This is a genomic window from Primorskyibacter sp. S187A, assembly GCF_049800955.1.
Taxonomy (GTDB): Bacteria; Pseudomonadota; Alphaproteobacteria; order Rhodobacterales; family Rhodobacteraceae; genus JAKVBH01.
On record NZ_JBNAGA010000001.1, the window covers coordinates 1242393 to 1267396 of the forward strand.

Here is a 25004-nt window from a genome sequence, read left to right on the forward strand (position 1 = left end):
CCTGAAGGGCCTTTGCAAATCCTAACATTTTGTTGACTTGTATGGAAGTAGGCAAGTATAGAAAGGGCGGGAGGATTTTGATTGTGGACTTGGTCGACGTTGAGGGATGGACGCTGGATCACCGCAGGGCCGTGAGCCCGCAATTGCGCGCCATTCTGCGAAGCCGCATCATCCGCAATGATCTGCGCCCCATGTCGCGCCTGTCCGAACCCGAACTTGCAAAGGAATACGGCGTCAGCCGCCAGCCGGTCCGCGAGGCCTTCATCACTTTGATGAACGAAGGCCTGGTCGAGGTCCGCCCCCAGCGCGGCACCTATGTGTGCAAGATCGACTACAACGCCGTGTTGAACGCGCGCTTTGTGCGCGAAGCGGTTGAGGCCGACATCGTCCGCAAACTTGCATCCGAGGATGATGCAAACCTGATCAGGGAATTGCGCAGGCAGCTGACGATGCAAAAGGATGTCGCCAAGGACGCGCCCGAGAAATTCATGGAGCTGGACGAACAGTTTCACATGACCCTGGCGCAAGGGGCCGGGTTTGCGAAATCCTGGGACTTCCTGGAAGGCATCAAGTCGCAGATGGACCGTGTGCGCTTCATCACCTTCGAGGAATTCCCGATTTCCAAGTTGATCGATCAGCATGAACGCATCGTCGACTTCATCGAGCAAAAGACTGTGAGCGGAGCAGAGGACGCCATGCGCGACCATCTGCGCGAGATTCTCAACAGTCTGCCGCGTGTTCAGGACCTCTACCCTGATTACTTCGAAAATTCGCGCGGTCCGTCCCGCGAAGACATGCCAAAACCCTAGGAGGAGATTACCATGGGCCTTATTTCGAAATTTACCACACTGGCAGCCGCAAGCTGCATGGCGCTGGCCACCGGCACCGCCGCGTTCAGCCAGGAAATGACACTGAAGCTCGGCCACCTGGCCAATGAAGAAAACTCCTGGCATCTCGCCGCTGTTCGCTTCGGCGAAGAACTCAGCGCGCGCACGGACGGCCGCATTGCGGTTCAGGTCTTCCCCAACGAATCTCTGGGCAAGGAGATTGACCTGATCAACGGCATGCAGCTGGGCACCGTGGACATGACGATCACGGGTGAAAGCCTGCAAAACTGGGCACCGATGGCAGCCCTGCTGGCCGTACCCTACGCCTATCGCTCGCTGGAGCATATGGATGAGGTCGCCAGCGGCGAGATCGGCGCGCAGATCAAGGAACAGATCATCTCAAAAGCGCAAGTGCGCCCGATTGCCCATTTCGCACGCGGCCCGCGCAACCTGACATCCCAGCGCCCGATTGAATCGCCCGCGGATCTCAACGGCATGAAAATGCGTGTGCCCAACGTGCCATTGTTCGTTGATGTCTGGTCGGCTCTCGGTGCGTCCCCCACACCCATGGCCTTCTCCGAAGTCTTTACATCGCTGCAAAGCGGCGTGATCGACGGGCAGGAGAACCCGCTCGCGCTGATCCGCTCTGCCAACTTCAACGAAGTGCAGGGCTACGTGAACCAGACCGAGCATGTGCGCTCCTGGATCTACCTGACGATTGCCGAGTCCACATGGGGCAAGCTGTCTGAGGACGATCAGGCCGCCGTCATGGAAGCTGCCGCCGCCGCACAGGAATACGAGCGCGGCCTGCTGCTGGACAGCCTTGCCGCCGACCGGGCCTACCTTGAGGAAAACGGCATGACCTTCGTCGAGGTTGATGGCGCGGCCTTCCAGGCGGCTGCACGTGACGCGGTCCTTGCCAATGTCAGCGACGAGATCAAGCCTATCGTCGAGGGCCTGTTCGCAAACTAAGCGCACCTGCCTGACAACACGGGGAATTGCCGGCGACGGGTCGGCAATTCCCATCCCCAAAATCGGAACCCGCCGCAACCGGAAGTCATCCCATGGCCAGAATTGAGAGCTTTGTTTATACCCTCTGCCGCATCGGCGTCGGGGTCTCGTTTTTCGTCTTGATCGTGACGGTTCTGACGCAGGTTCTTGGGCGTTCGTTCGGATCGTCCCCGATCTGGACCGAGGAGCTGACCCGGTTCTCCATGCTCTACATGGTTGCCTTCGGCGCGGGCCTGTCGCTGCGTTCGGGCGATCTGGTCAATGTCGATGTGGTCTGTGAAAACCTGCCGGGCAAGTGGCCCTGGCGGCTGCGGCTGGTCGCGGCCACGCTGACGGCGCTTCTGTGTGCCTATCTCATTCTGCCCGCGTGGAAATACGTGTCCATCGGTGCGATGCAAACATCCCCGGCCATGACCCTGCGGATGGATTACGTGCACTTCACGGTCTTCGGGCTGCTTGTGACCCTTCTCCTTTTCTCCGCCTTCAGGGTTATCGGCATGCTCTTTGCCGGTCGTGACGGGAAAGCGGACGTGCGCGAGGATATCGTCTGATGGGCCTTACAATCTTGATCCTCGTGTTTGTCGTCGGGCTTGTGATTGGTCTGCCCGTCGCTGTGACGCTGGGCGTGAGCTCGCTCAGCTATCTGCTGGTCATGGGCATCCCCCCGGTGGTGATGCCGCAGAAGATGTATGCGGGCATGGATGTCTTCGTCCTGCTCAGCATTCCCGGCTTTATCCTGGCTGGCAACCTGATGAACCGGGGCGGCATAACCGAACGCATCATCCGGTTCGCCAATTCGCTGGTGGGCTGGATCAGGGGCGGCCTTGGCCTGACCAATGTCGGCGCCTCGATGCTGTTTGGCGGCATCACGGGCACAGCCGTGGCGGATGCCGCCTCAATCGGAGGCGTGATGATCCCGGGCATGAAAAAAGCGGGCTATCCAGCCGATTTCTCCGCCGCCGTGACCGCTGCATCCTCCACCGTGGGGCCAATCATTCCGCCCAGTGTGCCGATGATCATCGTCGGTGCGCTCTCGGGCATTTCCGTGGGCAAGATGTTCCTGGCCGGTGCCATTCCCGGCATTCTGATGGGCGTGGCGATGATGGTCACGACTTACCTGATCGCCCGCAAGAAGAACTTCCCGAAACAGGACTGGCAAGGCGTCGGCGAAATCGGCAAGTCATTCGCGGGGGCCTTCTGGGCGCTCGCGATGACGGGGATCATCCTCTACGGCCTGCTCAGCGGGATCGCCACGCCGACCGAAACCGCCATTGTGGCCTCTGTCTATGCCATGGTGATCGGGCTGTTCATTTACCGTGAGCTGCCCTTCATGGAGATCCCCCGGATCGTCGTGGACAGTGCGGTATCGGCCACGGGCATCCTGCTGCTGGTGGGCTTTGCCAATGTCTTTGGCTGGATTTTGGTGTCCGAACAGATCCCGCAGGCAATTGCCGCGGCGGTTCTGTCGATGACCGACAACAAATTCCTCGTGATCCTGATCATCAACATCCTGCTGTTGCTGGTGGGGATGTTCATGGAAACGATTGCGGCGCTGATCATCCTGTTCGTGCCGTTGCTGGCGTTGGCCGTCGCGGTCGATATCGAGCCTTTGCATTTCGCGACCTTCGCGGTTCTCAACCTGATGATTGGCCTGACAACGCCGCCGCTTGGTGTGTGCCTCTTCGTCTGCGCGGGTATCGCGCGCTTGCCGCTGACGCCGGTCGTCATCGCGATCCTGCCCTTCCTGTTTACCAACATCATCGTGTTGTTGTTGGTATCCTACGTGCCTGCGATATCGACATGGCTGCCCTCCGTCCTTATGCCCTAGGAAACATCATGACCGTCAAAGCCTGTGTCCTTCACAAACAAAACGATCTGCGCATTGATGACGTTGCCTTGGCCGATCTTGGCCCGGATGACGTCTGCGTGGCCATGTCCTATGGCGGGATTTGCGGCTCGGACATGCATTACTACCAGCACGGAGGCTTTGGCCCTGTGCGTGTTGTCGAACCAATCATTCTGGGCCACGAAGTCTCCGGCGTGATCGAGGCCGTGGGCGCGGATGTGCGCGACCTCGAGGTGGGCGACCGCGTCGCCGTCAGCCCCAGCCAGCCCTGCTTTGACTGCGCCTACTGCGCCCGTGAGGAGTTTCAGCATTGCGTCAACATGTGTTTCATGGGCTCGGCGCGCACGGTGCCCCATGTCCAGGGGGGCTTTCGCTCCAAAATGGTGACGGGGCAGGGCCAGTGCTTCAAAATCGGCAAGGATACCCCGCTGGCCAATGCCGCCTGCAGCGAGCCTCTGGCGGTGTGCCTGCACGCGGCGGCACAGGCGGGGCCGCTGGCGGGCAGACAGGTTCTCGTGACTGGCGCGGGCCCGATTGGCGCGCTCTGCGTGGCGGTTGCCAGGATGCACGGCGCCGACAGTATCGTGGTGACCGACCTGTTCGATTTCACGCTGGCTGTCTCCGAAAAGATGGGCGCGACACAGACCATCAACATTGGCGCCGATCAAAATGGCATATCCGATCACGTGGCCAAACACGGCCCCTTCGATGTGGTCTTTGAATGCTCCGCTGCGGAACCGGCAATCCTGTCTGCCATCGCGGCCGTGCGCCCGCGTGGCACCATCGTGCAGGTGGGCGTCGCTGGAAGTCTGAGCCTGCCGATCAACGCCATCGTGGGCAAAGAGATCAACTTCAAGGGCACCCACCGCTTCCACCCCGAGTTCGAACAGGCGGTGGATCTGATTGATCGCGGCGTGATCGACGTGACACCGATCGTGACACAGACCTATCCCCTCGAAGACGCAGTTGAAGCCTTCCAAACAGCGACCAACCGCGAGAAGGCAGTGAAGGTACAGCTCAAGCTCGATGGCATGATCTGACCTCTGCCCCGCCGGATCACCCGCGTCGGTGAGGCACGGAGTGTCGTGGGGGACACGCTGACCGCCACGCTCCGTTTGCGTCCCGCGCAGCCTGATCTGCAAAGGGGGCATGACATGGGTGCACAATATGGCTGCAAAGGGCGGAAACCGTATCTGGGAACAGATGCGTGCTCGTATTGAGACCAAGGGGCCCTCATCCGACGCTGTCCAACGCCATGACGCAATGCGCAACGGGAGCCCGTCCATGTCCAGCGGTCCCTTTCGAGAGCGTCGCTTCAGCGGTGAGCGCCAGAAACGTCGGCGTGTGGCAGATGTTTCAAAGTGGTCCGACCTGCAAATTCAGCGCTCGGCACGAGGTCGATGTCGTCTATGTGGCGGCAATTGCTTTGGCGGTCCGACGCGGATCGTGGAGGGTAGCGGCTGGTCTGGCGCAGGAAGCCGCGTGGAAATCGCTCCTCCTTTGTCGGTCTGTCCAACTATCGGCCACCCTTGTGGGAGGAGGTCGACGCCAGTGATAGCGTTTCAGGCGGCCGTCTGGGTTTGTCCCAAAGGCGATGTCGCAGGGACCCGACGTCCCGTCGGCCCGCAATTTCACGTCCATAGTGAAGGCCTGCCGCGCATCGGGATCAGGCTGACTGGTGCAGGAGGCGGCGAAGGATTTTACCGGAGGGCGATTTTGGGATTGCCTCTACAAAATGCACTTCCGCAGGCAGCTTGTAGCTGGCCAGACGGTCGCGCAGGAAAGCTGTGATGGCCTCCGCGTTTGTCGATGCGCCCGGTGCCAGGGCGACATGCGCGACAGGGCGTTCTCCGGCCTCCGCGTCCGCTCGCCCCACGACCCCGGCATCCGCGATCTCTGGATGAGCGAGAAGGACGGCCTCGATCTCGGCAGGCGCGACCTGAAAGCCGTTGACCTTGATCAGTTCCTTGAGACGGTCATGCAGCGTCAGATAACCGTCTGTGTCTAAGCTTGCCACATCGCCCGTGCTCAGCCAGCCATCCGCGCTCAGCGTCCTGGCGGTCTCGTCGGGGCGATTCAGGTAACCCTTCATCACATGCGGGCCGCGCACCAGAAGCTCGCCGGGTTCACCCGTTGGCAGGTCGTCACCGGTCTCTGTGTCAACGATCCGGACCTCTGAGTTGGGGAAAACAAGGCCCACGGTTCCCGGTCGATTGGTGTCGGGGAACTGACAGGACGCGACGGTCGTGACCTCGGTCATGCCCCATCCCTGAAGGACCGCACATCCCAGACGATTGGTGACCGCTTGCGCGAGCGCTTCGCCGAGGGGCGCTGCGCCAGAGACAATGGTGTTCACGCAGGAAAGATCATGGGCATCGACCAGTGGGTGCTTGGCCAGGCCCACGATGATGGGCGGCACCACATAGAGCAGAGGCATGCGGTGCTCTTCAATCAGTTCGAGGAAGCGCGGCAGATCAAAGCGGGGCAGGGTCACGAGGCAGCCCTGCTGTGCCAGCGTGACATTGGCGACGACGGTGAGACCGAACATATGAAAGAACGGCAGCACCGCGATGGTGGTGTCGCCTGCATCAATCGTGGGCATCGCCGCGACGCATTGATCGATATTCACCACGAGGTCGCGATGGGTCAGGCACACGCCCTTGGGCAGGCCGGTCGTCCCCGAGGAATACGGTATCGCAACCACGGTCTCTGCCGGATCGATGGGCGCTTGAGATTGCAATGGCTCACCCATCACGGCCTCCAGCGACGTGCCGCCGGGCGCATCTCCCATGACGATAATCTCGGAAACGTTTGTGCCCTCGGCACCCGCCTGCGCGGTCTCAAAGCACTCGGGCGAGGTGATCAACACCGTGGCACCACTGTCGATGAGTTGCCTGTTCAGTTCCGCGTTGGAATAGCCGGGATTGACGGGGGTCACGGTGCCACCTGCATAGGCGGCACCATGGAAGGCCGTGACCCAGTCAATGCAGTTTGATGCCATCAAAGCCGTCACCGTTCCCGCGCCCATGCCGCGTGCGGTCAATCCTCCCGCGAGCCTCTGGATACGATCCATCAGCGCGTGCCCGGTCACTGTCTGTCCGGTGATCCCATCTATCATGACGGTCTTTTCGGCTCTGGCCTCCAGCCCTTCAAACAGTCTTTCGGTCACAGAGGTGTTTTTCAGCTCAACAGGGGGAAGAAGGCTTTTGAAGATCATTTTGAGGCCTTTGGATATCTGCGCGTTCGTCTGGAATGGTGATCCCGAGTTTTTCGTCACATGGCTTCGCGATTTCACAGCAGGTGGCGTTTGATTGCGACTGCGCAGGCGTGCATTGCATTGGCGCTCAGGCTGGGATCAGGGCCGAGAGGTGAGACTTGGCACCTTGGCCAGCGCAGCAAAGCGCATGGCCTGCAAACGCAGCGTTCCGATCAGTGCAGAGAGCACAGCGCGGCGGTTGTGGCGGTGGATGCGCAGTGCCTGACGCTCTTGATCGGTCGGGGCGGCGGGTGCGCTATGCTTCATCAGGTCGGTATGCATTGGGGTCATCGCAGGGTCTCACTTTTGCTGATTGACCCAATATGCGCGGTCTCGCGCGCTTGTGCTTGAGGGGGAGGTTTGGAAACCCTTGGGATTGCCTTGGGAAACCATTGTGCCGTTTCGATTTTGTTGGTGAGGACGTTGGAAAACAGTTTAAGTGTAAGCACATGGAGTACCATTTCGCCGATTGCACATTGGATGACGCCCGCATGACGCTGACCCGTGGCGGCACTGCGGTTGCGGTGGAGCCCAAGGTGTTCGATCTCATCCATTTGCTGGTGCGCCATGCGGGAGAGCTCGTGCCGCGCGACCGGATGGTGGAGGAGGTCTGGGGCGGGCGGATCGTGTCGGACTCCGCGATGTCAGCGTGCATCGCGTCCGCGCGTAAGGCCGTCGGCGATACTGGCAAGGCACAGGCCGTCATCCGAACCGTTGCGCGGCGGGGGCTGATGCTGGTGGGCGACGTGTCGGGTCAGACGGCCGAGCAGGATTTGATCCCGGATCCGGCGTCAAACGCGGCAGCGCAGCGGATCCGCTATTGCCGAAGCGAGGACGGCAGTGCGATCGCTTATGCCGTCAGCGGCGCGGGCAGGCCCGTGTTGCGGTTCGGCCCTCCGTCACTGCACGATCTGGAACTCGAATGGACCTATGGGCTTCACCGCTCCTGGATTTCGTCGATGGCGCTCCACACTCGATACCTGCGCTTTGATACCGTGGGCAGCGGCCAGTCGGAGCGGGTCCTGCGCGACCTGGACTTTGACATCGAGGCGCGCGATGCGGCGGCTGTTGCCGATGCGGCTGGCTTTGAGCGCTTCGCCGCTGTGTCCTTTTCGGGCGGATGCATTCCTGCGCTGGCCTTCGCGGCGCGCTACCCTGAGCGGCTTGAACGGCTGGCGATCGTGGGCGGATATATCGAGGGACGGTCGCGCCGCCGCGCGGATGCGTCTCCGGATGCATTGAGAGCCATGATCGCCGAAGGTTGGGCGCGGCCCGACAGCGCCTTCGTCAGTGGCTTTGCAACGGCATATTTTCCCGAAGGTCCAGAAGAGGAAAGGCGCGAGGTCCAGCGCATGACGCAGGCTGCCAGCCCACCCGAGATGATGCTGCGCGCCCGCGACGCGGTCAATCAGGCGACAGTTGCGCATCTGCTGGAGCACGTGCGCTGCCCGGTATTGATCCTGCATGCGCGCGACGATTCCGTGCATCCCCTGTCGCAGGCACAGACGCTGGCGGCTGGCATTGCAGGGGCGGAGCTGGTGGTTCTGGAAACGGCCAACCACGTGCCCTTGCACGGCAGCCCATGCTGGGAGGGCTACAATCGCACGCTCGCGGAGTTCTTGGCAGGGTAGCGCGGGCGCGCCTGTGTGGACAGGATCGGCATGCAGGCCTTGGCCGTGTGACCCAATGGCAAATCAATGCTGGCTCCCACGGGGCCGCGCTTGTGCTTGGATCATATCTGGGATGCGCCTATCCCCGCTTCTCGCGCGCTCAGGTCGAACGAGGCACGCAATCCGTTTGAGTGATACCTCCGCCAGGGAGGGTGACGCGGGTCATTGCAGCGACCCGCGTGATCGCTGGGCAAGACAGGACTATCTCATCTGCGGGGAAGGCTTCTTTTGCGAAAACCGTTTTCCGAATGTCCGCATTCAAAGTTCCTTTGCCAAGCCCACGCGGGGGCCACGTTTGATGTAATTGAACGCGAGGCCCAGCGGCACCACGGCGGCAAAGAGCAACATCGCGAGCCACATGGGCCCCTGTGCATTGCCTGTTGCGTCGAGAATGGCGCCGGCCACGGGCGGTGTGATCCACATGATCGCATGATACACCGTAAAGAAGATGCCCATCCCGAAAGCCCTGACCTGGGGCCGCATGGCTTGGCCTGCCATGGCCATGATGACACCAGCCGGGGCCATGCCGATCAAACCGAACAGAACACTGGCGCTCAAGCCCGCACCGGGCACCGTGAGCAGCAGGAGCGCGGCAATGGCCCCGCCCATGCAGACCATCAAAACGACACTCCGTCCGCCGAAACGGTCGACGATCTGCCCGCAGACCGCGCCGGATGCGATCATGATCCAACTGCCGATGCTGATGACACCAGCCGCCGCAATGGCGGACTGGCCCAGGTCTTCAAGCACCTTTGGCCCAAAGGAGAGATAGGTGACGTAGGCCGCGTTGAAGACACCCCAGGCGGTTGCGGCACACAGGACCAATTGCCATTCCTGCCCTGTCAGACGCGTCGCGCCGCCGGATTTCGGGGCAGGCAGGCCCCCCGGGGCGCGATAGACGGCAAAGACGGCGGCTGCGGCCATGACGCAATAGACGGATGCGATTTGAAACGGCGCGCGCCAGCCATAGAGCTCTGCCAGCCAAACATGCCCGATCTGCCCCATGGCAATGCCAAAAGGCCAGGACATGACCAGAATGCTCATAGCGGTTGCCATCTCATGGCCGTCGAACCAATCGGCGACCATCTTGGTGAAATAGAGATTGATGACGAGAAACCCGATGCCCGCGATGACACGACCGGCTCCGATACCGGTGCTGCCGCCCGCAAGCGCAGAAACGAGCCCGCCCACGGCCAACGCCATAAGGCCCAGAACCGCCATCGCGCGATCGGAAAAGAGCTGGCCAAGATAACCCGCCGGCAGCGCCAGGATCAGACCCGGCGCCATGAAGAGCCCGATCAGCAGGCCAATGCTTGCATAATCCAGCCCGAAGGCGACAGTCAGACTGTCGCCCACGGAGGCCAGTGTCTGGAACTGCAAGCCCATCCCGATCCGGGCCAGAAACAGCAAGGCCAGAATGCGCCAGCGCACTACGCCCAACCGAGTCCGCGCAGCGCCTGCACGTCGTTCCAGATCTTCGTCATATGCACGATCTTGTCGCCGTCGAAGTGCATGACATAGGCGTAATCGGACGCCACAGCCTTGCCGGTCGGTGCGACGGGCCCACCCGGTCCTGTCTGCGTGCCGTGGAACGTGGCGGTGGCCACCGCTGTGCCGCGCGTCTCATCCATCGCGAAGGACGTGAGCTTGTAGCGCCCGTCGGGCACAGGGGTCAGCAAACCTTTCATCCATTCGCAATACGCCGCGAGCGTCGTGGTTTCGGCGAGCGCATCAGCCTGACACGCGAAACTCGCATCGTCGCTGCACCAGGCCTGGCAAACCTCCCATCCTTTTCCGGTTTCGCAAGCGTCAAAGAAAGCCTGGGCGGTATCAAACTGTGTCATGGTGATCTCCTTCACTGGGTTGCATCACAGGAAGAGTAGGGGGGCCGCGCGGCACTGCCTATCGGGCAAATGCAGTAATTTCGGCACAATCCGGCACCAGGCGCCTACAGCATCTGCAGGATTGTTCTGCTGCTGGCTTTTGATAGCCTGAAGACTGCACAATCAATGGAGTCCCGGCAGATGCTCGTTGAAACAGACCTTAGCCCCAGAGAGCAGCAGATTGCGGAATGTTACGCTGCGGGGGCCAGCTATCAGGAGATCGCGGCGGACCTGCATATCGCGCCCTCCACGGTGCGAACCCATCTGAGCACGATCTATCGCAAGCTGGAGATCACATCCAAAGTCGAGCTTGCCAACCGCCTCAACGGGGTCACTGCTGCCCCGCGCAGCGAGATTGACCATGCGGCCATCATCTCCGAACTTGCGCTGAGCCTCGAAGACGCGTTGAGCCGCGAAAAAGCGCTCAGCGAGGTCCTGCGGATCATCGGCGCGGCGCAAGGCGATCTGGACCGGGTCATGCCGGCCATCCTGCGCTACGCCCTGGATCTCTGCGATGCCGAGTTTGGCATCCTGTTTGAATACCGGGACAAAAAGAGATTCCACGCAAGTTTCACGCTGGGCATCCCAGCGGCTTTTCAGGACTGGCTCGATGACAATGGAACGTTCAGCGTGAGTGATCAGACCGGCCTCGGCAGAATGGTCACGCAACGTGCGATGGTGAACATCATGGATGTGAAATCAGAGGCGCTCTATCGTACCGACGATCCTCTGCGCTTTGCCACGGCGGATCTGGGCGGCGCGCGGTCCTTCGTCGCGATTCCCATGCTGGCCGCGGACCGCCTTGTCGGCGCCTTCACGATCTATCGACAATCGGTCCGTCCATTTTCGGAAGATGCGCTCCGGTTGGCGCAGATGTTTGCCGCGCAAAGCGTGATTGCCTTGGAAAACGCGCGCCTCATCGATCAACGCGAACAGACAACGTGACTTGGCCACCGGTTTCTTCGTTTGTATTCCCGGTGCTTTGACCCTGCGCAACGCTGCGGTTGCGTGTTGCATGTCCGTTTTGGAGCTGCGGCTCTGGCCTGTGATGGCCGCGCTTGATGTCCACAACGGGCCTGCAAAACCCCGCGATCCGTGACGCGCCGCGCTGGCCGCGCTCATACATCGTTTTTGTGGGGCGCTTCATGGCAGATTGGATTGGATTGATCGTCGCCAAGTAGCTGATAAAATGAGAATTTTAGGAGGATTTGTGGCGGAAAAACCTGGCAAGCCCCTCTCTGCCACGTCCAAGACAAAGCAGAGGCGGCTTACCTGCGGTCTGATCTGATTGATATACGACGCAAGCTGATGGAAGCCTGGGCGCGGCACTTGGGCACTCATTTTCCAGCGTGCTCGTTAAGCCAAGGAGCCAAAGCACGTCGCGAAAAACCTCGATCACGAAAACACGGCCAAGCCCCTGCTTTCTCGTGATGTCCGATGTCTCAGGTTTCCGTCGCAGTGCATCAAGCCTTGGTGCTGTGACCACCAGAATGCTTGATGCCGACTTGATCACCCAATTGCCCATGTGACGCGTGTCGTTGCCTCACGCCTTTTCGCCAGGATCGGTGAAGGCCAGCGTATTGAAGCTGGGATCAGTCACGGCCATCACCAACCCCCATGGCATCACATCGAGGCCGGGACGCGCGAAACGAAAGGGTTTGGCGAGAAGTGCTGCGTGAAACGCCCGAAGACCAGAGACGCGCAGCATGACGCGCGCGCCCGGTGCGCAATCGCCATAATGCTCTGTCACATGCAGCTCGAGCGCGCCAAGGCGCAGCCCGGCATAGAGCGGAGCGTTCTCGCAGTGGCGGTGCTCCCAAGCCCAGTCAAACCCGAGCCAATCCACATAAAAGTGGCGCGTCTTGGCCACATCAAACATCCGCAAGGCAGGAATTGTGGTCTCGAGAGCGAAGGCCGTCACTGCGCGGCGGTCTCCGCTGCGAGGTGCTGAATGGTTGTGAACCCCTCAAACGTGGGCGCGCCTTCATGCAATTTCGCGGTTTTGCCTGCGCCTGCATGGGCGGCGCGAAACTGCTCGGACCGGGTCCGAGCGCGAAACACGTCTTCGCTTTCCCAAACCGTGTGCGAGGCATAGAGGATCTTGCCGTCTGCCTCGGAGCCTTTAAGCATGTGAAACTCAACAAAACCCTCCATCTCCTTGAGGTGGCTGTCGCGTCCCAGCCAGAGCGCTTCGAACGCTGCTGCATTCTCAAGAGGTACGGTAAACCGGTTCATGGCGATAAACATTCGTTGTCCTTTCCGTCAGGGGGGGCTTATTCCGCAGCCAGGGCCGCGCTATGGGGCAGAAGGTAGGGCACATCTGCAGGGGGTGGTGCACAGACCCGCAACGCGCAGCCATAGGCGCGCGATAGCGTGTCATCGCGCATCACCTCCTTCGGAGACCCGGCCGCGACGCAGCACCCTTCGGCCAGAAGAATGATCTGATCGGCAAACATGGCGGAGAGGTTGAGATCATGCATCACGGCGACCGCGCCCCCGCCTGCGCGGGCAAACCGCGACACGATGGTCATGACCTGCAACTGGTGCGCAATATCGAGGCTGGAAACGGGTTCGTCCAGAAACAACCAGCGCGGCCCATCTTTTGTGACGGGGGCGGGGATCTGTGCCAGCACACGAGCCAGCTGCACGCGCTGTTGCTCGCCGCCCGAAAGCTCCTGATAGAACCGGTTGGCATAGCCCTCCAGATCGACCCGTGCGAGCGCCTGCATGGCGATCTGGTCATCATCACCACGCGTACCGGCTTGCAATCCAATGCGTACGACCTCGATCACCGTGAAGGGAAAGGCCAGCGTAGAGGCTTGGGGCAAGACGCCGCGCAGCGCCGCCGCCTCCCAGGGCTTGAGGTCTTTGAGCGTATGATCGTTGAGCGTCACCGTGCCGGAATACGCCACGTCGCCTGTCATCGCGCGCAGGGTGGTTGTCTTGCCCGAGCCGTTTGGCCCAACGATGCAGGTCACCGTGCCGGGCAGGGCCTCCAGCGTTATCCCGTGCAAAACGTCCTTTTGCCCCAGCCGGATGCGCAGATCAGAAACGCTCAGCATGGCTCAAAACCCCATTGCGCCACGATTGCGCAGCAAGATCCACAAGAACACGGGCGCGCCCAGAACGGCTGTCACGATCCCGATGGGCAGCTCCGCCGGTGCAATCACGACCCGCGCGATGACATCTGCCAGAAGCAGCAGTGCAGCACCGAGCAGGGCCGAATTGATCAGGAGCGCGCGATGATCTGGTCCTGTCGCCAGACGCAAAAGATGCGGCACGACAATCCCGATAAAGCCGATCCCGCCAGAGACTGCGACGGCCGCGCCCGTCGCGGCAGCGACAGCCAGAATGGCGATGTTCTTCAGGCGTTGCACGGGGATGCCGATATGCGCCGCCGTGGCCTCGCCCAAAGCCAAGCCGTTGAGGCCCCGACCCAAGGTCAGGGAGGCACCGATGGCCAAAAGGATCAAAGGGCCTGCAATCAGGACTTTGCTCCAGCTGGCACCCGCGAGCGAGCCCAGCCCCCAGTAGGTCAGATCGCGCAATTGCCTGTCGTCTGCGGCATAGACCAATAGACCCGAGACGGCGCCCGCGAGTGCGGCGAGGGCAATGCCTGCCAGCAGCATTGTTGCAACGGACGTGCGCCCGCCCCGGGTCGAGACACGGTAGAGCAGCATTGTCGATCCCCAACCGCCCAGAAAGGCCGCCAGCGGCACAAGCGCGTTGCCCGCCCAGTCGAGGATGGCCAGTGGCAGCATCGCGCCCAACACGATGGCCATTATCGCGCCAAGACCTGCACCCGCGCTGACACCCACGATGCCCGGATCCGCCAGGGGATTGCGAAACAACCCCTGCATGAGCGCGCCAGACACGGCCAGCGCGGCGCCTACGAGAATCCCCATGAACAGACGCGGCATGCGGATGTCGAAGAGAACAACAGAGGTCATCGCGGCCGGGGCCTCGCCACGGGCAAGGGCCGCGGCCATATCCCAGGGCGTCACCCCGGTCGCCCCTATCGTCAGGTTCAGACAGGAGACCGCGAGCAGGAAAAGCGCAAGCCAGAGATGCAGACGCCGGGCAAAGACCAGTCTGTCCGCCGGGCGCGGGGCAGGTGGAGCCGTATCGAGCGCAAACATGGGCTCAGCTCTCTGCAAGCGCGGCAGAGAGTTCCCGGATCGCATCGGGCGTGCGCGGACCAAAGCCCAGCAGCAAAAGGCCATTCATCCGTACCAACGCTTCCGTTTCAGCCGCAGGCGTGGCCGCCATGGCGGGCAAGGCAAAAAGCTCTTCAGGCGTCGCGCCGTGATTGCCGCCACGATCCATCATCAGGATGACATCGGGCGCGGCCGTGATGACGGCTTCTTCCGAGATCTGCTTGTAGCCCTCGAATTCAGATATCGCATTCACGCCGCCGGCCATCTCGATGATATGCGCGGCGCCTGTGTCGCGGCCCGAGGCCATGATACGTCCGCCCTGCGTGCTCAGGACAAACAGAACGCGCTTGCCCGCATCTTCTCGGGCATCAGCCTGTGCACGGGCCGCATCCAGCCCCGCCATCATCTGGAAGACCAGATCCTCGGCACGCTCCGGCACGTCCAGTGCAGTCCCGATCACGCGGATTTTCTCCGCAATGGCCTGGGCATCAAACCCCTGCGGTACGGTCACAAAATCAATCGAGGCCTCGCGCAAAACCTCTATCGCCTCGACCGGGCCCGCGCCTTCCGCTGCAAGGATCAGTTCCGGCTCCACCGAGAGCACCCCTTCTGGCGAGAGCGCGCGCACATAGCCGACATCCGTCAGATTACGGGCCTCGGGCGGGTAGGTGGAGGTTGTGTCGCGGGCCACAAGGCGATGACCCTGGCCAAGGGCAAAGACGATCTCGGTGATGTCTCCGCCAAGGGCCAAAACATTTGCCTCAGGGGACTTTGCTTGGGCCTGAGGCTGCTCAGCGCTGACCATCCAGGCCGTCAAGGCGCCAAAAAGCCCGATGAAAACAGCCATCAGAGCGGAGTTTCCACCCCGGCACGTCATGGTGTGTCTCCTGCGCCAAGGTCTGGAAGGCTATCCACCAGCGTCTTCCACGCGGGCCGGTGATCGCGGCCTTCCTTGCCCAGCCCGAAGGTCTGCAGGATGAGCCCGCCCTCGGCATCGAACGCTTCCACCGACACGGCCTCGCCGCGCTGCGTGGGTTTGACCACGGCCCAGACCTCAGCAATCTTGTCGCGCCGCAGATGCAGGTTGAACCGGGGGTCCATGACATTTTGCCAGGCCGCCATGGGGCGCAACGTATTGATGTGCCCCGTATGGATCTGGATGCAGCCGCGATTACCAACAAAGAGCATGATCTCCATGTCGCTGGCCGCCACCTTGGTGAGCATCTCATCCACCGCATCGGGCGCAAGCGCCCGGACGAAAGGCGCGCCCGCAATCCGGTAGGCGCCGAGACGGTTCATCTTGAGCTTGGAGCATAGCCGCAGGAACTGGTGCGTATCGGTCAATTTGCGCCATTCGGCGCGCAGGATTTCGAGTTTGTCGGGCGCGGATTTCGGCGCCTCCACGGGCTTGCGCGCCGCGACCTCGAGCTCCGCCGATTGATCTTGCAAAGCGAGCGTGCGCTGCAGCTTGGTCCACTCATCCAAGTCAGAGCCATCGCGCAGGAAGATCTTGTGAATAGCATCCCCCGCCGCATCAAAGACTTGTAAAGACCGTTGCAGCCCTGCCTCCGTTTCTTTTTCAACCATCATCCCATGCACCCAATGGGACGGAAAAATGCGCAGATCGATGTCTTCTGTCAGCACCATCGCGGCATGTTGGCCCGGGTGGTAATTGGCATAGGCACCGATCTTTTCATGCACCGCTGCCTCGACCCGGGTCAGGGCCATGACCTCGCCCAAACGCTCTGCCGCAGGCATGAGCGCATCGGGGTGCGCATTGATCCGCGTCACGCCATGGCCTGCACGCGCCGCCACCAATTGTGCCTCTGAAATCCCGAGCTTGGCGGCCAGATCCCGCTCACGCAGCTTTGGCCATTCGGCCACGGCAGAGCGGATGTCATGGGATGTGAGTTTGTGCGTGTCAGCCATTTTCATGATCCTGATGTGTCAGAACAAATGGCTGCGTGTGGCGCGATTGCCGCCCACGTGGCTGGATAGGGTTCCGTGCCTGGAACGTTAACGAGTTATTGTTGACACTTTTACTTGGTTAAAGGTAGGACTGCAAGCACGTAAAATCTGTGTTTCGAAAACACCTTTTACCCAAGACCGCGCGAGCCCTCGGCCAGCCAGGCATACAGCAGCCAAACCGAGGGAATTTCAATGCCTAGACATCATCTGCGCAGGACAACTGCGCTTGCGCTTCTCGCCACTGTGCCAACGACGCTCGCCGCACAGGAAACCGTGTTGCTTGACACCCTGTTTCAGACATTGGGCAAACGCGACCTGCAGCTGGGAACGCCCGTAACCTCTACTGTGGTCGACGCCACGGAGATCTCCGACAGGCAAGCGGGGACCATCGGCGAATTGATCGATTCCGTGCCGGGGGTAACGCTGATCAACGGCTCCACGCCGCAAGGGTCGGGCATCAACATTCGCGGCTGGGGCGCCAATGGCACCTTCGGCAATGATCAGAAGATCGCCGTGGTGGTGGATGGCGCGCGCGTGGGCTCGGAAGAGCTTTACCGCCTGGGCTCGCAGCTCTTCACCGATCCGTTTCTCTACCGCGAGGTCGAGGTCTTTCGCGGCACAATCGGCAGCTTTGAATATGGCTCGGGCATTGTGGGCGGTGTTGTCAGGCTGGAGACGAAAGACGCCTCGGATTTCACCGATGGCGAGATTGGCTTTCGTCTGGGCCAGACGCTGCAATTCTCCTCCAACGGCAACGGCGCCGTCAGCTCGACCACATTGACCTGGCAGCCGACCGAGCGCGCAGAGTTTCTCGCCAATTACACGATCCGCAAACAGGACGACATGCAGAACGGTGAGGGCGACGAGATCGGCAACAGCTCCGTCGATCAACCCTCCTGGCTGGCCAAGGCCCGGTTCACCTTCGGCGATGATGATGCCCATAGCCTCACCTTCTCCACGACGTCTTCGGTCAATGACGAGAGCGATGTGCCGCAAAACGAATTTGCCAGCGTGTCCGATCTCTTTGGCCGGGTCGACCGGCGACGCGAGACGCAGCAGGCCTCGCTGCGCTATGGGTTCAACCCGGGCAATGATCTCATCAACCTGACCGCCGATCTGACCTATGCCCGAGAGAGTATTGATCAGACCTATCTCGAAGGCTCATCCGCCTTTCAGGACAATCCGTTCTTCGGGCCGCAGATTCGCGCTCTGGCTGACGCTGATCACAATTACACCACGACGACCTTCGCGCTGAAAAACCGCGCCCTCTTCGAGACAGGCGTCTGGTCACACAACCTGCTCGTGGGGGCCGAACTGCAATGCCGCGTGCGTGAGGAAAACGAACTCAATTCCCGCGCAAGCGCGCCCGGCGGGATCGACAACCGCTTTGCGCTGGTCCTCATCGACGAGATGACCAATGGCGGCTGGACGGTCACACCGGCGCTACGTTTTGAGACATCCGACGTGACGAGCGATGACGCAGGCGATTTCTATAACGAAGCTCTGATGGGCGGGCTTGGTCTGGCCTATGAATGGGACAACGGGTTTTCCGTCTTCGCAAGCTACGCCTATACCGAGGGCCTCGCCCCCATCGACGATATCGACACGCCTGATCGCATGGAGCAGAGCGAGAAATCCGAAACCTACGAGATCGGTGCGGGCTTTGGGAACGAAGCTGTCTTTATGCCCGGCGACAATCTCTCGGTGCGCCTCAATCTCTACCACATGACCACGTGGGACATTACCTCCTACACCCAGCCGGGATCCGTCACGAACCTGCTGGACAATGTCGAGCAACGCGGCGCTGAGCTTGAGGCGTCCTATGGGCTGGAGAACGGGCTCTATTTCGATCTCAACGCCAATTTCGTCGATGGCGAGGAGAATTATGCGGGCGGAGGCTCCGGTGACTGGCGCAATATCCCCGCCGACACGACACGCCTGACCATCGGCAAACGCTGGGATGAGATGCTCGATCTGAGCTGGGAAGTGGTGGCCGTTGGGGAGGCCCCGAGATTCAGCACCGGCGAGGAAAGCGATCCTTATACGCTCAACAACCTGCGTGCGACCTATGTGCCTCAATCCGGTGTCTTCGAGGATTTCGAAGTGCGTCTTGGCATCGAGAACGCGTTCGATATCGACTATCGGAGCAATCTCGCCACGAAAGACGGCCCCGGTCGCAATGTCAAACTGTCGATCTCCAAGGTCTTCTGAAGACAGGGCAGTCGCGAAACCGTCGAGCAGAGCGTCGTCCCGCCTATGCGGGGCGGCGTTGTCATTTGGGGAATTCACCGGAGGGCGGTCAGGTCTTAGCGAATTTTCACAGGTATCCGGAAGCTGCGCTGTGCGCCACTGGGCGGTGCGGGGCAGGGGCCTGCCCGTTGGATCGCGCGGAGCGCTGCCCGGTCGAACCGGCTTGAGCCCGAACTGCGCGAGACGGAGGCGCCGCTGATGCGCCCGCTGCCCGAGACGCTGAATGAAATGACGGCCGAGCCCTTTTGCGTGATGCGCCCGGCGCTGCGGCGCACGCAGGAAAACACCTTGCCGGGATAATTGCTCACCGCTGCGTTGCCCTCGGTCTTGCCCGTGCGGCCTGCCGTCCCCTTGCGCGGGGCCACAGCCGCCGTCCGGCCGGTTTGTGTACCTGCCTTCGCGTTGCGCTTGGCATTGCCGCGCGCAGCAGGTTTGGCCGGTGCGGTACGTTTCGCGGCCTGTGTTCTGGCCTGTGTCTGGGGCGGGGCTGTCTTCGATGCGTGCCGCTGTTCAAAAGATTTGCTGCGCGGTTGCGGTCTTTTGGAGCGCATCGGCGTTTCATCCGGGTTATCTATTGCCGTCACGACCTGTGCCGGAGCGGGTGCAGCGGGGCTCAATTCAAGAGGTTTCGGTGGTGCCAGTTGGATTTGTGAGGACGAGGGTGCGGCCGGTTTTGGCACTTGCGTCGGTTTTGGTGGTGGCGCAGGGCGTGGGGCCAGTGCCTCCAGCGTTGCAGGCGCCTCTTGCGGCGCAACCACAGGCCTTTGCGTATCCGGGCGCAGCGCCAGAGCGGGCAGATCGGCCAGTGCGGCCTGCGCGGTCGGTGTGGTGTCACGCACCGACGTCGCCGCCCTTGGCGGCGTGCTTGCCGCTGGGGTTTCGGCTGGCTTGGACGGTTGCGCGGGCAGCGCTTCGGGGGCCTTCGCGGCCACTTGTGCGAGGGCGTGGGGCTGTGCGGGCTCTGGCGGAGGAGGCGTGACAGCTGCCTCCGCAGAGACCGGCTCCGTGATGTCCGACGTCGTATCCACCGCCTCCAACGTGCCGATAGCCATATCCGCAAAACTGTTGCCCAGCTTCACATCGCTGCTGCCGTCCTGATCCTCCACCAGAACCTGCGGCGCGTCATAGAGCCCGTAGGCCACCGCCCCATGCAGCGCCACGGCAAGTGCCAGCGCGCTGACCTTCAGCATCGTGCCGCGCAAAATCATTCGATCCCCCGTTCCGTCACGATCATGACCCTCGCCGCGCCACCTGCGCGCAACGCCTGAGCCACCTCCATGAGCCTGCGCGCGTCAAGCGCCCTGTCGGGCACGATCCGCGCGATCTCACCGCCTTTTTCGGCCATAAAACCCGCAACATCCGCAATCTCTTCCCCGCGATAGCTCAGACGCCCATCGGCATGCACCACCAGCGTATCAGGCGGCGCGCGCCCATCGAGATCCGCCGTGCGCACGAGCCGGATGTCGCCATCCATAGGCTGCGCCAAGGTGCCCGCCACCATGAAAAAGACCAACATGAGAAAGACAATGTTGATCAGAGCAATCGTTGGTTCGCGCGCCGTTCGTGTCCGGTTGTGCCGCATCAGCTGGCCCCCAGGATCGTCACACTGACGTCCTTTGCGCCCTGCAAGGTGACCAGAAGATCGGTCAGACGCTGTGCCGTGACATCCTCGCCCAGAGCCACGAGCAGCGGTGTCGGTGCGTCCGAACTGGCGCTGGCACCCGCGCCTGCAAGGCCTGCCAGATGGGGCCGCAGGGCCTCCAGCGCGACCTCGACCCCGTTGATGCGCAAGCTGTCACGGCGCAGCTGAGCAAAGATCGGCGCGGCGTCGCCCGCGACCGCACCACTGCCGCCCCCCACAACCTCCACCTCGGCGAAGCGCGTGAAGGTCGAGGTCAGCATGAAAAAGAGCAGCAGCAGGAAAATCACGTCGATGAGGGAGGTCATCGACAAGCGTCTACGCCGGGAGATACGCCGCATCAGAGCCCTCCTGTGAAACCTCCTGTTGTCCCCCGTGCTTTTGTCTCCCTTGCTCTTGCCCCGTGTGCCCGAGCGGCGTCACCAGGGTGGCAATCATTTGTCCGGCAAAGGCGCGGTCTGCATCGATACGCGCCTCAAACCAGCTCAGCATTGCGGCTGTGGGCATCGCGACGACCAGACCCGCCGCCGTGGTCAGCAAGGCGACCCAGATCCCGCCTGCCAGGATCGAGGGATCCACTTGCGCGCCTGCGTCCTGAAGGGATTGAAAGGCGGAAATCATGCCCAGAACCGTGCCGAAAAGGCCCAGCAAAGGCGCCAGCTGCGCCACGGTATCCAAGAGGCGGAAGCCACGCTCCAGACGCGCAAAATGCATCTCAGCTTCTGCTTCCAGACGCGTGACATTGCGACATCCCGAGAGCGCCATGGCTGCGACCGGGCCGAGAAAACTGCGCGAGTGCTCTAGCGTGGCGCGTGCTGCGCCCACTTGGCCTGCATCCCACTGCGCCACGGCGTCCGACAGCCTTTTATGGCGCCCCACGCCTGCCATCTGAAAATGAGCGATCTTGTAGATCACCACAGCCAGTGTGAGCACAGATACAGCCATCAAGATGACAACGACGGGGCCTCCGAGCTCGGCCGCCTCAAGGATAATCGACAACACCGCCTCGATCATCCCAAAAGCTCCGTCGCTGTACGGCTGCGCAAGGTGAGGCCTTGCGTGCACAGGTCCGGCGCGATGTCCTGCCCGTCACATGTGGAGGCGCCATTGAAAATGATGCGGCTGAGATCCGAACAGGCCAATTGCGGCACCACAAACTGACGCACCCGCGGGCGTGCGGCGGGCAATGCTCCAAAATCAAACAGTGTGAGCTGGTGCACCTGTCCGGCTGTATCAAACAACACCGCTTCAAACACGACGCGCTCAAGGTCCGTTTCATGGCCGTTTTGAACCACAAAGCTGAGCAGACAGCCCGCGTCCTGAGCTTGGGTTGCGTTGAGCTCCAGATCAATGCCGGGCGGTTGGAGCGCCCCATCCGCACTGGCAACCATACCCGTCATGCTGAGACATCCTGCGCAGAAAAGTCCACCAAAGAGCCTAATCATCAGACACCCTACATCTGTCATTTAAACCGACGTGATGTCTGGCGGAGGCGCATCTGCCTTGCTGGATCGCACCGTTCGAGCATACGCGCGCCCCGGCTCAAGCGCAATATCTGATTGAAGTAGTCAGATTTGAGATGGAAGCCCGCTCAGGGCTCTGCGTCCCGGTGATCGAGAAGTTCAGACCAATGGGCGGTGGTGTTGCACAACACATCCGGCACCTTTTTGAACGACGTCAGAAACGGGGCGCGGTTCGGCCTCAACAAGACCACATGACCGATATTAGACAACGCATCCCCCGAGCCGGTTGGATCCTCTATGTGAAAGGCAAGACTGAAGATAAAATCCACGCTTTGTTTGCTTTTGCTATGCCTGGCAACCAGCGCATTCGCTGCGTCACTGGCAGACGACGCCATCGCAAAACTCAACGACCAATTGGCGGCGTCGGGCGAGGCAAACGAAGAACTCGTGCGGGAGGCGCTTGTCAGAAACCTCGAGATCCCGCACTACTTGGTGGGCACATTGGCGGTGTGCCATGTGAAAGACATCCAGTGCCCACGCTATTCAATCGTTCACACGCCCGTGGATGTTTCATCGGACCTCTGCATCGCCCTGCTTCAGAGCATCACCGATGGCAATTACTCTGAGTTGCGCCAGTCAGCCCCTGAAAACCCACGTGCAAAGAGGGCGCTTGCCAAAATAGGTTGTGTTCAATTTTGGCGCATTCGAGCGCATACAGGGACTTTATGACCCAGCCGAACACAGACACGGCGCGCGCTTTGATTGCGAATGCCGAAGCTTTGCATTGCGCAGAACGGGACGCCCGCGCGTTTTCCTACGATACCCTGCATTTCGATATGCTTGACGAAGCAATACCCATCGACCTGAGACAAAACGCATGGAACATCGCCCACGCGTTTTGACGGGTCATGGCGCGGGAAAGCCGCAGGAACAGGATCAGTAGGCGCGAAGCGAGCTCCTGACCCGAAGGCCAAAGTGTTGCGCTGAACAGGCATAGTGGCGGAGAGACAGGGATTCGAACCCTGGGTCCCCGTGAAGGGACAACGGTTTTCGAGACCGCCCCGTTCGACCACTCCGGCACCTCTCCGCGGGGGTCTGGTGGGAGGCGGGATAGCCAAAAGCCTATCAGCGCGCAAGCGGGTTTCTGCGCAGGCTCACAAGGTTTTTTGCCCAATGGCCGTCGCCGGAGGTTGGAATTGCCTGCGCCACTGCTTACCGTTAACCAAACACAATTCATCCGAGGCACGCATGACATTCTCTTTTCAACAGGCCGTGGGCCGGGTGACCCGTGCCGCTGTCGTGGCTCTGCCATTGGCTGTTGCCCCCGCGCTTGGCTCACCGTTCGGGGCGCAGGCTGAGACGCGCACGACCGACAAGTTGCTCGATCTCCTTGGCGTTCCTGAAACAATCGAGATCATGCGCGTGGAGGGGCTGGCCTATGCGGATGAGCTGGCCGCCGATATGCTGCCCTCCAGCCCCGGCGTGACCTGGCAGAAAACCATCGAGACGATCTACGATCCCGACCGCATGGAAGAAACCGTGCGCGCGGGCTTTGCCGATTCCTTCCTGTCGCGCGATGTGAACCCCGACACGCTCGAGACGTTCTTCGGCTCCGATCTGGGGCAGGACATCATCCGCCTCGAAATCTCGGCCCGCGAGGCCATGGTCGATCAGGCCATCGAGGATGCCGCCCGCGCGGCCTATCTGGACCGCGCCGGCGCCACAGAGGCCGAAGACGCGCGCCTGGCGCAGATCAAGGCCTTCGTGGAGGCCAACGATCTTGTGGAGGCCAATGTGGTGGGCGGGATGAACACGACCATTGCCTTCTATCAAGGCCTCGTGGATGGCGGCGCGCTGGATATGAGCGAGCCCAAAATCATCGCGGAGGTCTGGGGCAGCGAAGGCGAAACGCGCACCGATACGATGGAATGGATCTTTGGCTTTCTCATGATGGCCTACCGTCCGCTCTCGGATGACGATCTCATGGCCTATGCCGACGTCGTCTCGACCCCTGAGGGAAAGGCCATGAACACGGCGCTCTTTGCCGGGTTTGACGCCATGTATGGCGATATCTCCTACGCGCTTGGCCGGGCCATCGCCGGGCAAATGGATGTGCAGGATCTCTGAACGGGGCAGGGCGGCGCGCGCGCCCGCCAGCTCGGTCTAAGGCAAAGCCGCAAAAGGCACAGGCAAAAGGCACGACCAAATCGCATCATCGCAGTTGACTTTGCACGCCCCGCCGCGCATAAGCCCGCGCACAAGGTGTGTCGGGCCCTCCCGGTCGCCTTTTTTTGATTTAATGACGCCCTGCGCGGGCGCGCTGTCCAAAGGCATCAAACGCCGGTACATCCGGGGCCTCAGAGACGCGGAAGACAAAGGAAAGACGCGATGTTCGCAGTCATGAAGACAGGCGGCAAGCAATACAAGGTTTCCAACGGCGACACGCTGCGCGTTGAGAAACTGGCTGCTGACGCTGGTGAAACAGTCCAGTTCAACGAAATTCTGATGCTTGGCGGTGACAAGACCGTTGTAGGCGCGCCGCTCGTCGATGGCGCGGCCGTACAGGCCGAGGTCGTGGACCAGATCAAGGGTGACAAGGTCATCCACTTCGTCCGCCGCCGCCGGAAGCACTCCTCCAAGCGCACCAAGGGGCACCGCCAGCAGCTCACCGTGCTGCGCGTGACCGAGATCCTCGCCTCCGGCGCGGACAAGTCCGGCGTCAAAGCCGCCGTTGGCGCAGGCTCCGTGGCCGCAGTGGCCACCGGTGCCGCAGCCCCCAAGGCGGAAAAGAAAGCGGCGCCCAAGGCTGAAAAGCCCGCAGCGGCCGCTGGCGGGGATGACCTCTCCAAGATTTCCGGCGTGGGTCCCGTGCTCGTCAAGAAGCTCAATGACCTCGGCGTGACAACCTTCGCCCAGATCGCCGCCTGGTCGCCTGAAGATGTCGCGGAGATGGACGACAAACTGAACTTCAAAGGCCGTATCGACCGGGATAACTGGATCGAGCAAGCCAAAGAATTCTCGAAAGCGTAAGGAG

General features: G+C 61.4%; 27 protein-coding genes and 1 tRNA gene. 11 read left to right on the plus strand and 17 right to left on the minus strand.

The features are described 5' to 3' along the window. Positions 1 to 83 precede the first annotated feature (83 nt). From ACP15S_RS06225 to ACP15S_RS06245, 5 genes are all read left to right on the plus strand, one after another. Positions 84 to 809 (plus strand): GntR family transcriptional regulator, encoded by a 726-nt coding sequence (locus tag ACP15S_RS06225; protein WP_425038707.1) that lies wholly within the window; start codon positions 84 to 86, stop codon positions 807 to 809. A 12-nt stretch (positions 810 to 821) separates the two neighbouring features. Continuing rightward, positions 822 to 1799 (plus strand): TRAP transporter substrate-binding protein, encoded by a 978-nt coding sequence (locus tag ACP15S_RS06230; RefSeq protein ID WP_425038708.1) that lies wholly within the window; start codon positions 822 to 824, stop codon positions 1797 to 1799. Positions 1800 to 1891: 92 nt separating this feature from the next. Further along, on the plus strand, positions 1892 to 2389 hold the full coding sequence (locus ACP15S_RS06235; protein ID WP_425038709.1) for a TRAP transporter small permease: 498 nt from the start codon (positions 1892 to 1894) through the stop codon (positions 2387 to 2389). Further along, entirely contained in the window at positions 2389 to 3666 is a 1278-nt protein-coding gene (locus ACP15S_RS06240) for a TRAP transporter large permease (protein ID WP_425038710.1), read from the plus strand. The genes ACP15S_RS06235 and ACP15S_RS06240 overlap by 1 nt, the downstream gene beginning before the upstream one ends. Before the next feature lie 8 nt (positions 3667 to 3674). Next, positions 3675 to 4724, plus strand: a complete 1050-nt coding sequence (locus ACP15S_RS06245) for an L-idonate 5-dehydrogenase (RefSeq protein ID WP_425038711.1) — start codon at positions 3675 to 3677, stop codon at positions 4722 to 4724. A gap of 626 nt (positions 4725 to 5350) precedes the next feature. On the opposite strand, the gene ACP15S_RS06250 is transcribed toward ACP15S_RS06245, so the two are convergent. Continuing rightward, positions 5351 to 6901 carry an acyl--CoA ligase gene (locus ACP15S_RS06250; RefSeq protein WP_425038712.1) on the minus strand — a complete coding sequence of 517 codons (1551 nt, stop codon included), beginning with the start codon at positions 6899 to 6901 and terminating at the stop codon, positions 5351 to 5353. Between the two features lie 138 nt (positions 6902 to 7039). Next, a complete protein-coding gene (locus tag ACP15S_RS06255) occupies positions 7040 to 7207 on the minus strand; it encodes a hypothetical protein (protein WP_425038713.1) in 168 nt (55 codons plus the stop codon). A 182-nt stretch (positions 7208 to 7389) separates the two neighbouring features. Here ACP15S_RS06255 and ACP15S_RS06260 point away from each other — a divergent pair, with 182 nt between their 5' ends. Next, positions 7390 to 8571, plus strand: a complete 1182-nt coding sequence (locus ACP15S_RS06260; RefSeq protein WP_425038714.1) for an alpha/beta fold hydrolase — start codon at positions 7390 to 7392, stop codon at positions 8569 to 8571. Between the two features lie 297 nt (positions 8572 to 8868). Here ACP15S_RS06260 and ACP15S_RS06265 read toward each other — a convergent pair whose 3' ends face one another. Together ACP15S_RS06265 and ACP15S_RS06270 are read right to left on the minus strand one after the other, a co-directional pair. Continuing rightward, positions 8869 to 10041, minus strand: a complete 1173-nt coding sequence (locus tag ACP15S_RS06265; protein WP_425039663.1) for a CynX/NimT family MFS transporter — start codon at positions 10039 to 10041, stop codon at positions 8869 to 8871. Beyond that, positions 10041 to 10454, minus strand: coding sequence for an ester cyclase (locus ACP15S_RS06270; protein ID WP_425038715.1), 414 nt, complete (start codon positions 10452 to 10454; stop codon positions 10041 to 10043). The genes ACP15S_RS06265 and ACP15S_RS06270 overlap by 1 nt, the downstream gene beginning before the upstream one ends. A gap of 180 nt (positions 10455 to 10634) precedes the next feature. On the opposite strand from ACP15S_RS06270, the gene ACP15S_RS06275 reads away from it, so the two are divergent. Continuing rightward, positions 10635 to 11438 (plus strand): LuxR C-terminal-related transcriptional regulator, encoded by an 804-nt coding sequence (locus ACP15S_RS06275; protein ID WP_425038716.1) that lies wholly within the window; start codon positions 10635 to 10637, stop codon positions 11436 to 11438. Positions 11439 to 12036: 598 nt separating this feature from the next. Here ACP15S_RS06275 and ACP15S_RS06280 read toward each other — a convergent pair. From ACP15S_RS06280 to ACP15S_RS06305, 6 genes are read right to left on the minus strand one after another with little or no spacing between them, the layout of a single operon-like run. Continuing rightward, positions 12037 to 12414: a glyoxalase superfamily protein gene (locus ACP15S_RS06280; RefSeq protein ID WP_425038717.1), complete on the minus strand. Its 378-nt coding sequence runs from the start codon at positions 12412 to 12414 to the stop codon at positions 12037 to 12039. Beyond that, positions 12411 to 12740, minus strand: coding sequence for an antibiotic biosynthesis monooxygenase family protein (locus ACP15S_RS06285; protein ID WP_425038718.1), 330 nt, complete (start codon positions 12738 to 12740; stop codon positions 12411 to 12413). The genes ACP15S_RS06280 and ACP15S_RS06285 overlap by 4 nt, the downstream gene beginning before the upstream one ends. Before the next feature lie 26 nt (positions 12741 to 12766). Continuing rightward, complete coding sequence (locus tag ACP15S_RS06290) at positions 12767 to 13555, minus strand: heme ABC transporter ATP-binding protein (RefSeq protein WP_425038719.1); 789 nt, start codon at positions 13553 to 13555, stop codon at positions 12767 to 12769. 3 nt (positions 13556 to 13558) lie between these two features. Next, positions 13559 to 14632 carry a FecCD family ABC transporter permease gene (locus ACP15S_RS06295; RefSeq protein ID WP_425038720.1) on the minus strand — a complete coding sequence of 358 codons (1074 nt, stop codon included), beginning with the start codon at positions 14630 to 14632 and terminating at the stop codon, positions 13559 to 13561. A 4-nt stretch (positions 14633 to 14636) separates the two neighbouring features. Beyond that, on the minus strand, positions 14637 to 15497 hold the full coding sequence (locus tag ACP15S_RS06300; protein WP_425038721.1) for a heme/hemin ABC transporter substrate-binding protein: 861 nt from the start codon (positions 15495 to 15497) through the stop codon (positions 14637 to 14639). 26 nt (positions 15498 to 15523) lie between these two features. Further along, positions 15524 to 16579 carry a hemin-degrading factor gene (locus ACP15S_RS06305; protein ID WP_425038722.1) on the minus strand — a complete coding sequence of 352 codons (1056 nt, stop codon included), beginning with the start codon at positions 16577 to 16579 and terminating at the stop codon, positions 15524 to 15526. A gap of 231 nt (positions 16580 to 16810) precedes the next feature. Between ACP15S_RS06305 and ACP15S_RS06310 the strand changes: the two genes are divergently transcribed. Next, entirely contained in the window at positions 16811 to 18829 is a 2019-nt protein-coding gene (locus ACP15S_RS06310) for a TonB-dependent receptor plug domain-containing protein (RefSeq protein ID WP_425038723.1), read from the plus strand. Positions 18830 to 18924: 95 nt separating this feature from the next. Here ACP15S_RS06310 and ACP15S_RS06315 read toward each other — a convergent pair whose 3' ends face one another. The 6 genes from ACP15S_RS06315 to ACP15S_RS06340 form a co-directional block, all read right to left on the minus strand. Continuing rightward, positions 18925 to 20058 (minus strand): TonB family protein, encoded by a 1134-nt coding sequence (locus ACP15S_RS06315; RefSeq protein ID WP_425038724.1) that lies wholly within the window; start codon positions 20056 to 20058, stop codon positions 18925 to 18927. Between the two features lie 14 nt (positions 20059 to 20072). Continuing rightward, positions 20073 to 20450: an ExbD/TolR family protein gene (locus ACP15S_RS06320; protein WP_425038725.1), complete on the minus strand. Its 378-nt coding sequence runs from the start codon at positions 20448 to 20450 to the stop codon at positions 20073 to 20075. Beyond that, the gene (locus ACP15S_RS06325; protein WP_425038726.1) at positions 20450 to 20848 is read right to left on the minus strand and encodes a biopolymer transporter ExbD; all 399 of its coding nucleotides are present in this window, start codon (positions 20846 to 20848) and stop codon (positions 20450 to 20452) included. Before ACP15S_RS06325 ends, ACP15S_RS06320 begins: the two co-directional genes overlap by 1 nt. Then, entirely contained in the window at positions 20826 to 21521 is a 696-nt protein-coding gene (locus ACP15S_RS06330; RefSeq protein ID WP_425038727.1) for a MotA/TolQ/ExbB proton channel family protein, read from the minus strand. Before ACP15S_RS06330 ends, ACP15S_RS06325 begins: the two co-directional genes overlap by 23 nt. Beyond that, positions 21518 to 21907: a hypothetical protein gene (locus tag ACP15S_RS06335; protein ID WP_425038728.1), complete on the minus strand. Its 390-nt coding sequence runs from the start codon at positions 21905 to 21907 to the stop codon at positions 21518 to 21520. Before ACP15S_RS06335 ends, ACP15S_RS06330 begins: the two co-directional genes overlap by 4 nt. A gap of 191 nt (positions 21908 to 22098) precedes the next feature. Next, positions 22099 to 22377 carry a hypothetical protein gene (locus ACP15S_RS06340; protein ID WP_425038729.1) on the minus strand — a complete coding sequence of 93 codons (279 nt, stop codon included), beginning with the start codon at positions 22375 to 22377 and terminating at the stop codon, positions 22099 to 22101. A gap of 318 nt (positions 22378 to 22695) precedes the next feature. On the opposite strand from ACP15S_RS06340, the gene ACP15S_RS06345 reads away from it, so the two are divergent. Continuing rightward, the gene (locus ACP15S_RS06345; protein WP_425038730.1) at positions 22696 to 22872 is read left to right on the plus strand and encodes a hypothetical protein; all 177 of its coding nucleotides are present in this window, start codon (positions 22696 to 22698) and stop codon (positions 22870 to 22872) included. 95 nt (positions 22873 to 22967) lie between these two features. On the opposite strand, the gene ACP15S_RS06350 is transcribed toward ACP15S_RS06345, so the two are convergent. Then, a tRNA-Ser gene (locus tag ACP15S_RS06350) sits at positions 22968 to 23057 on the minus strand. A 161-nt stretch (positions 23058 to 23218) separates the two neighbouring features. Here ACP15S_RS06350 and ACP15S_RS06355 point away from each other — a divergent pair. Next, entirely contained in the window at positions 23219 to 24097 is an 879-nt protein-coding gene (locus ACP15S_RS06355) for a DUF2059 domain-containing protein (RefSeq protein ID WP_425038731.1), read from the plus strand. A gap of 261 nt (positions 24098 to 24358) precedes the next feature. Further along, complete coding sequence (locus ACP15S_RS06360) at positions 24359 to 25000, plus strand: 50S ribosomal protein L21 (RefSeq protein WP_425038732.1); 642 nt, start codon at positions 24359 to 24361, stop codon at positions 24998 to 25000. The last annotated feature ends 4 nt before the right edge of the window (positions 25001 to 25004 follow it).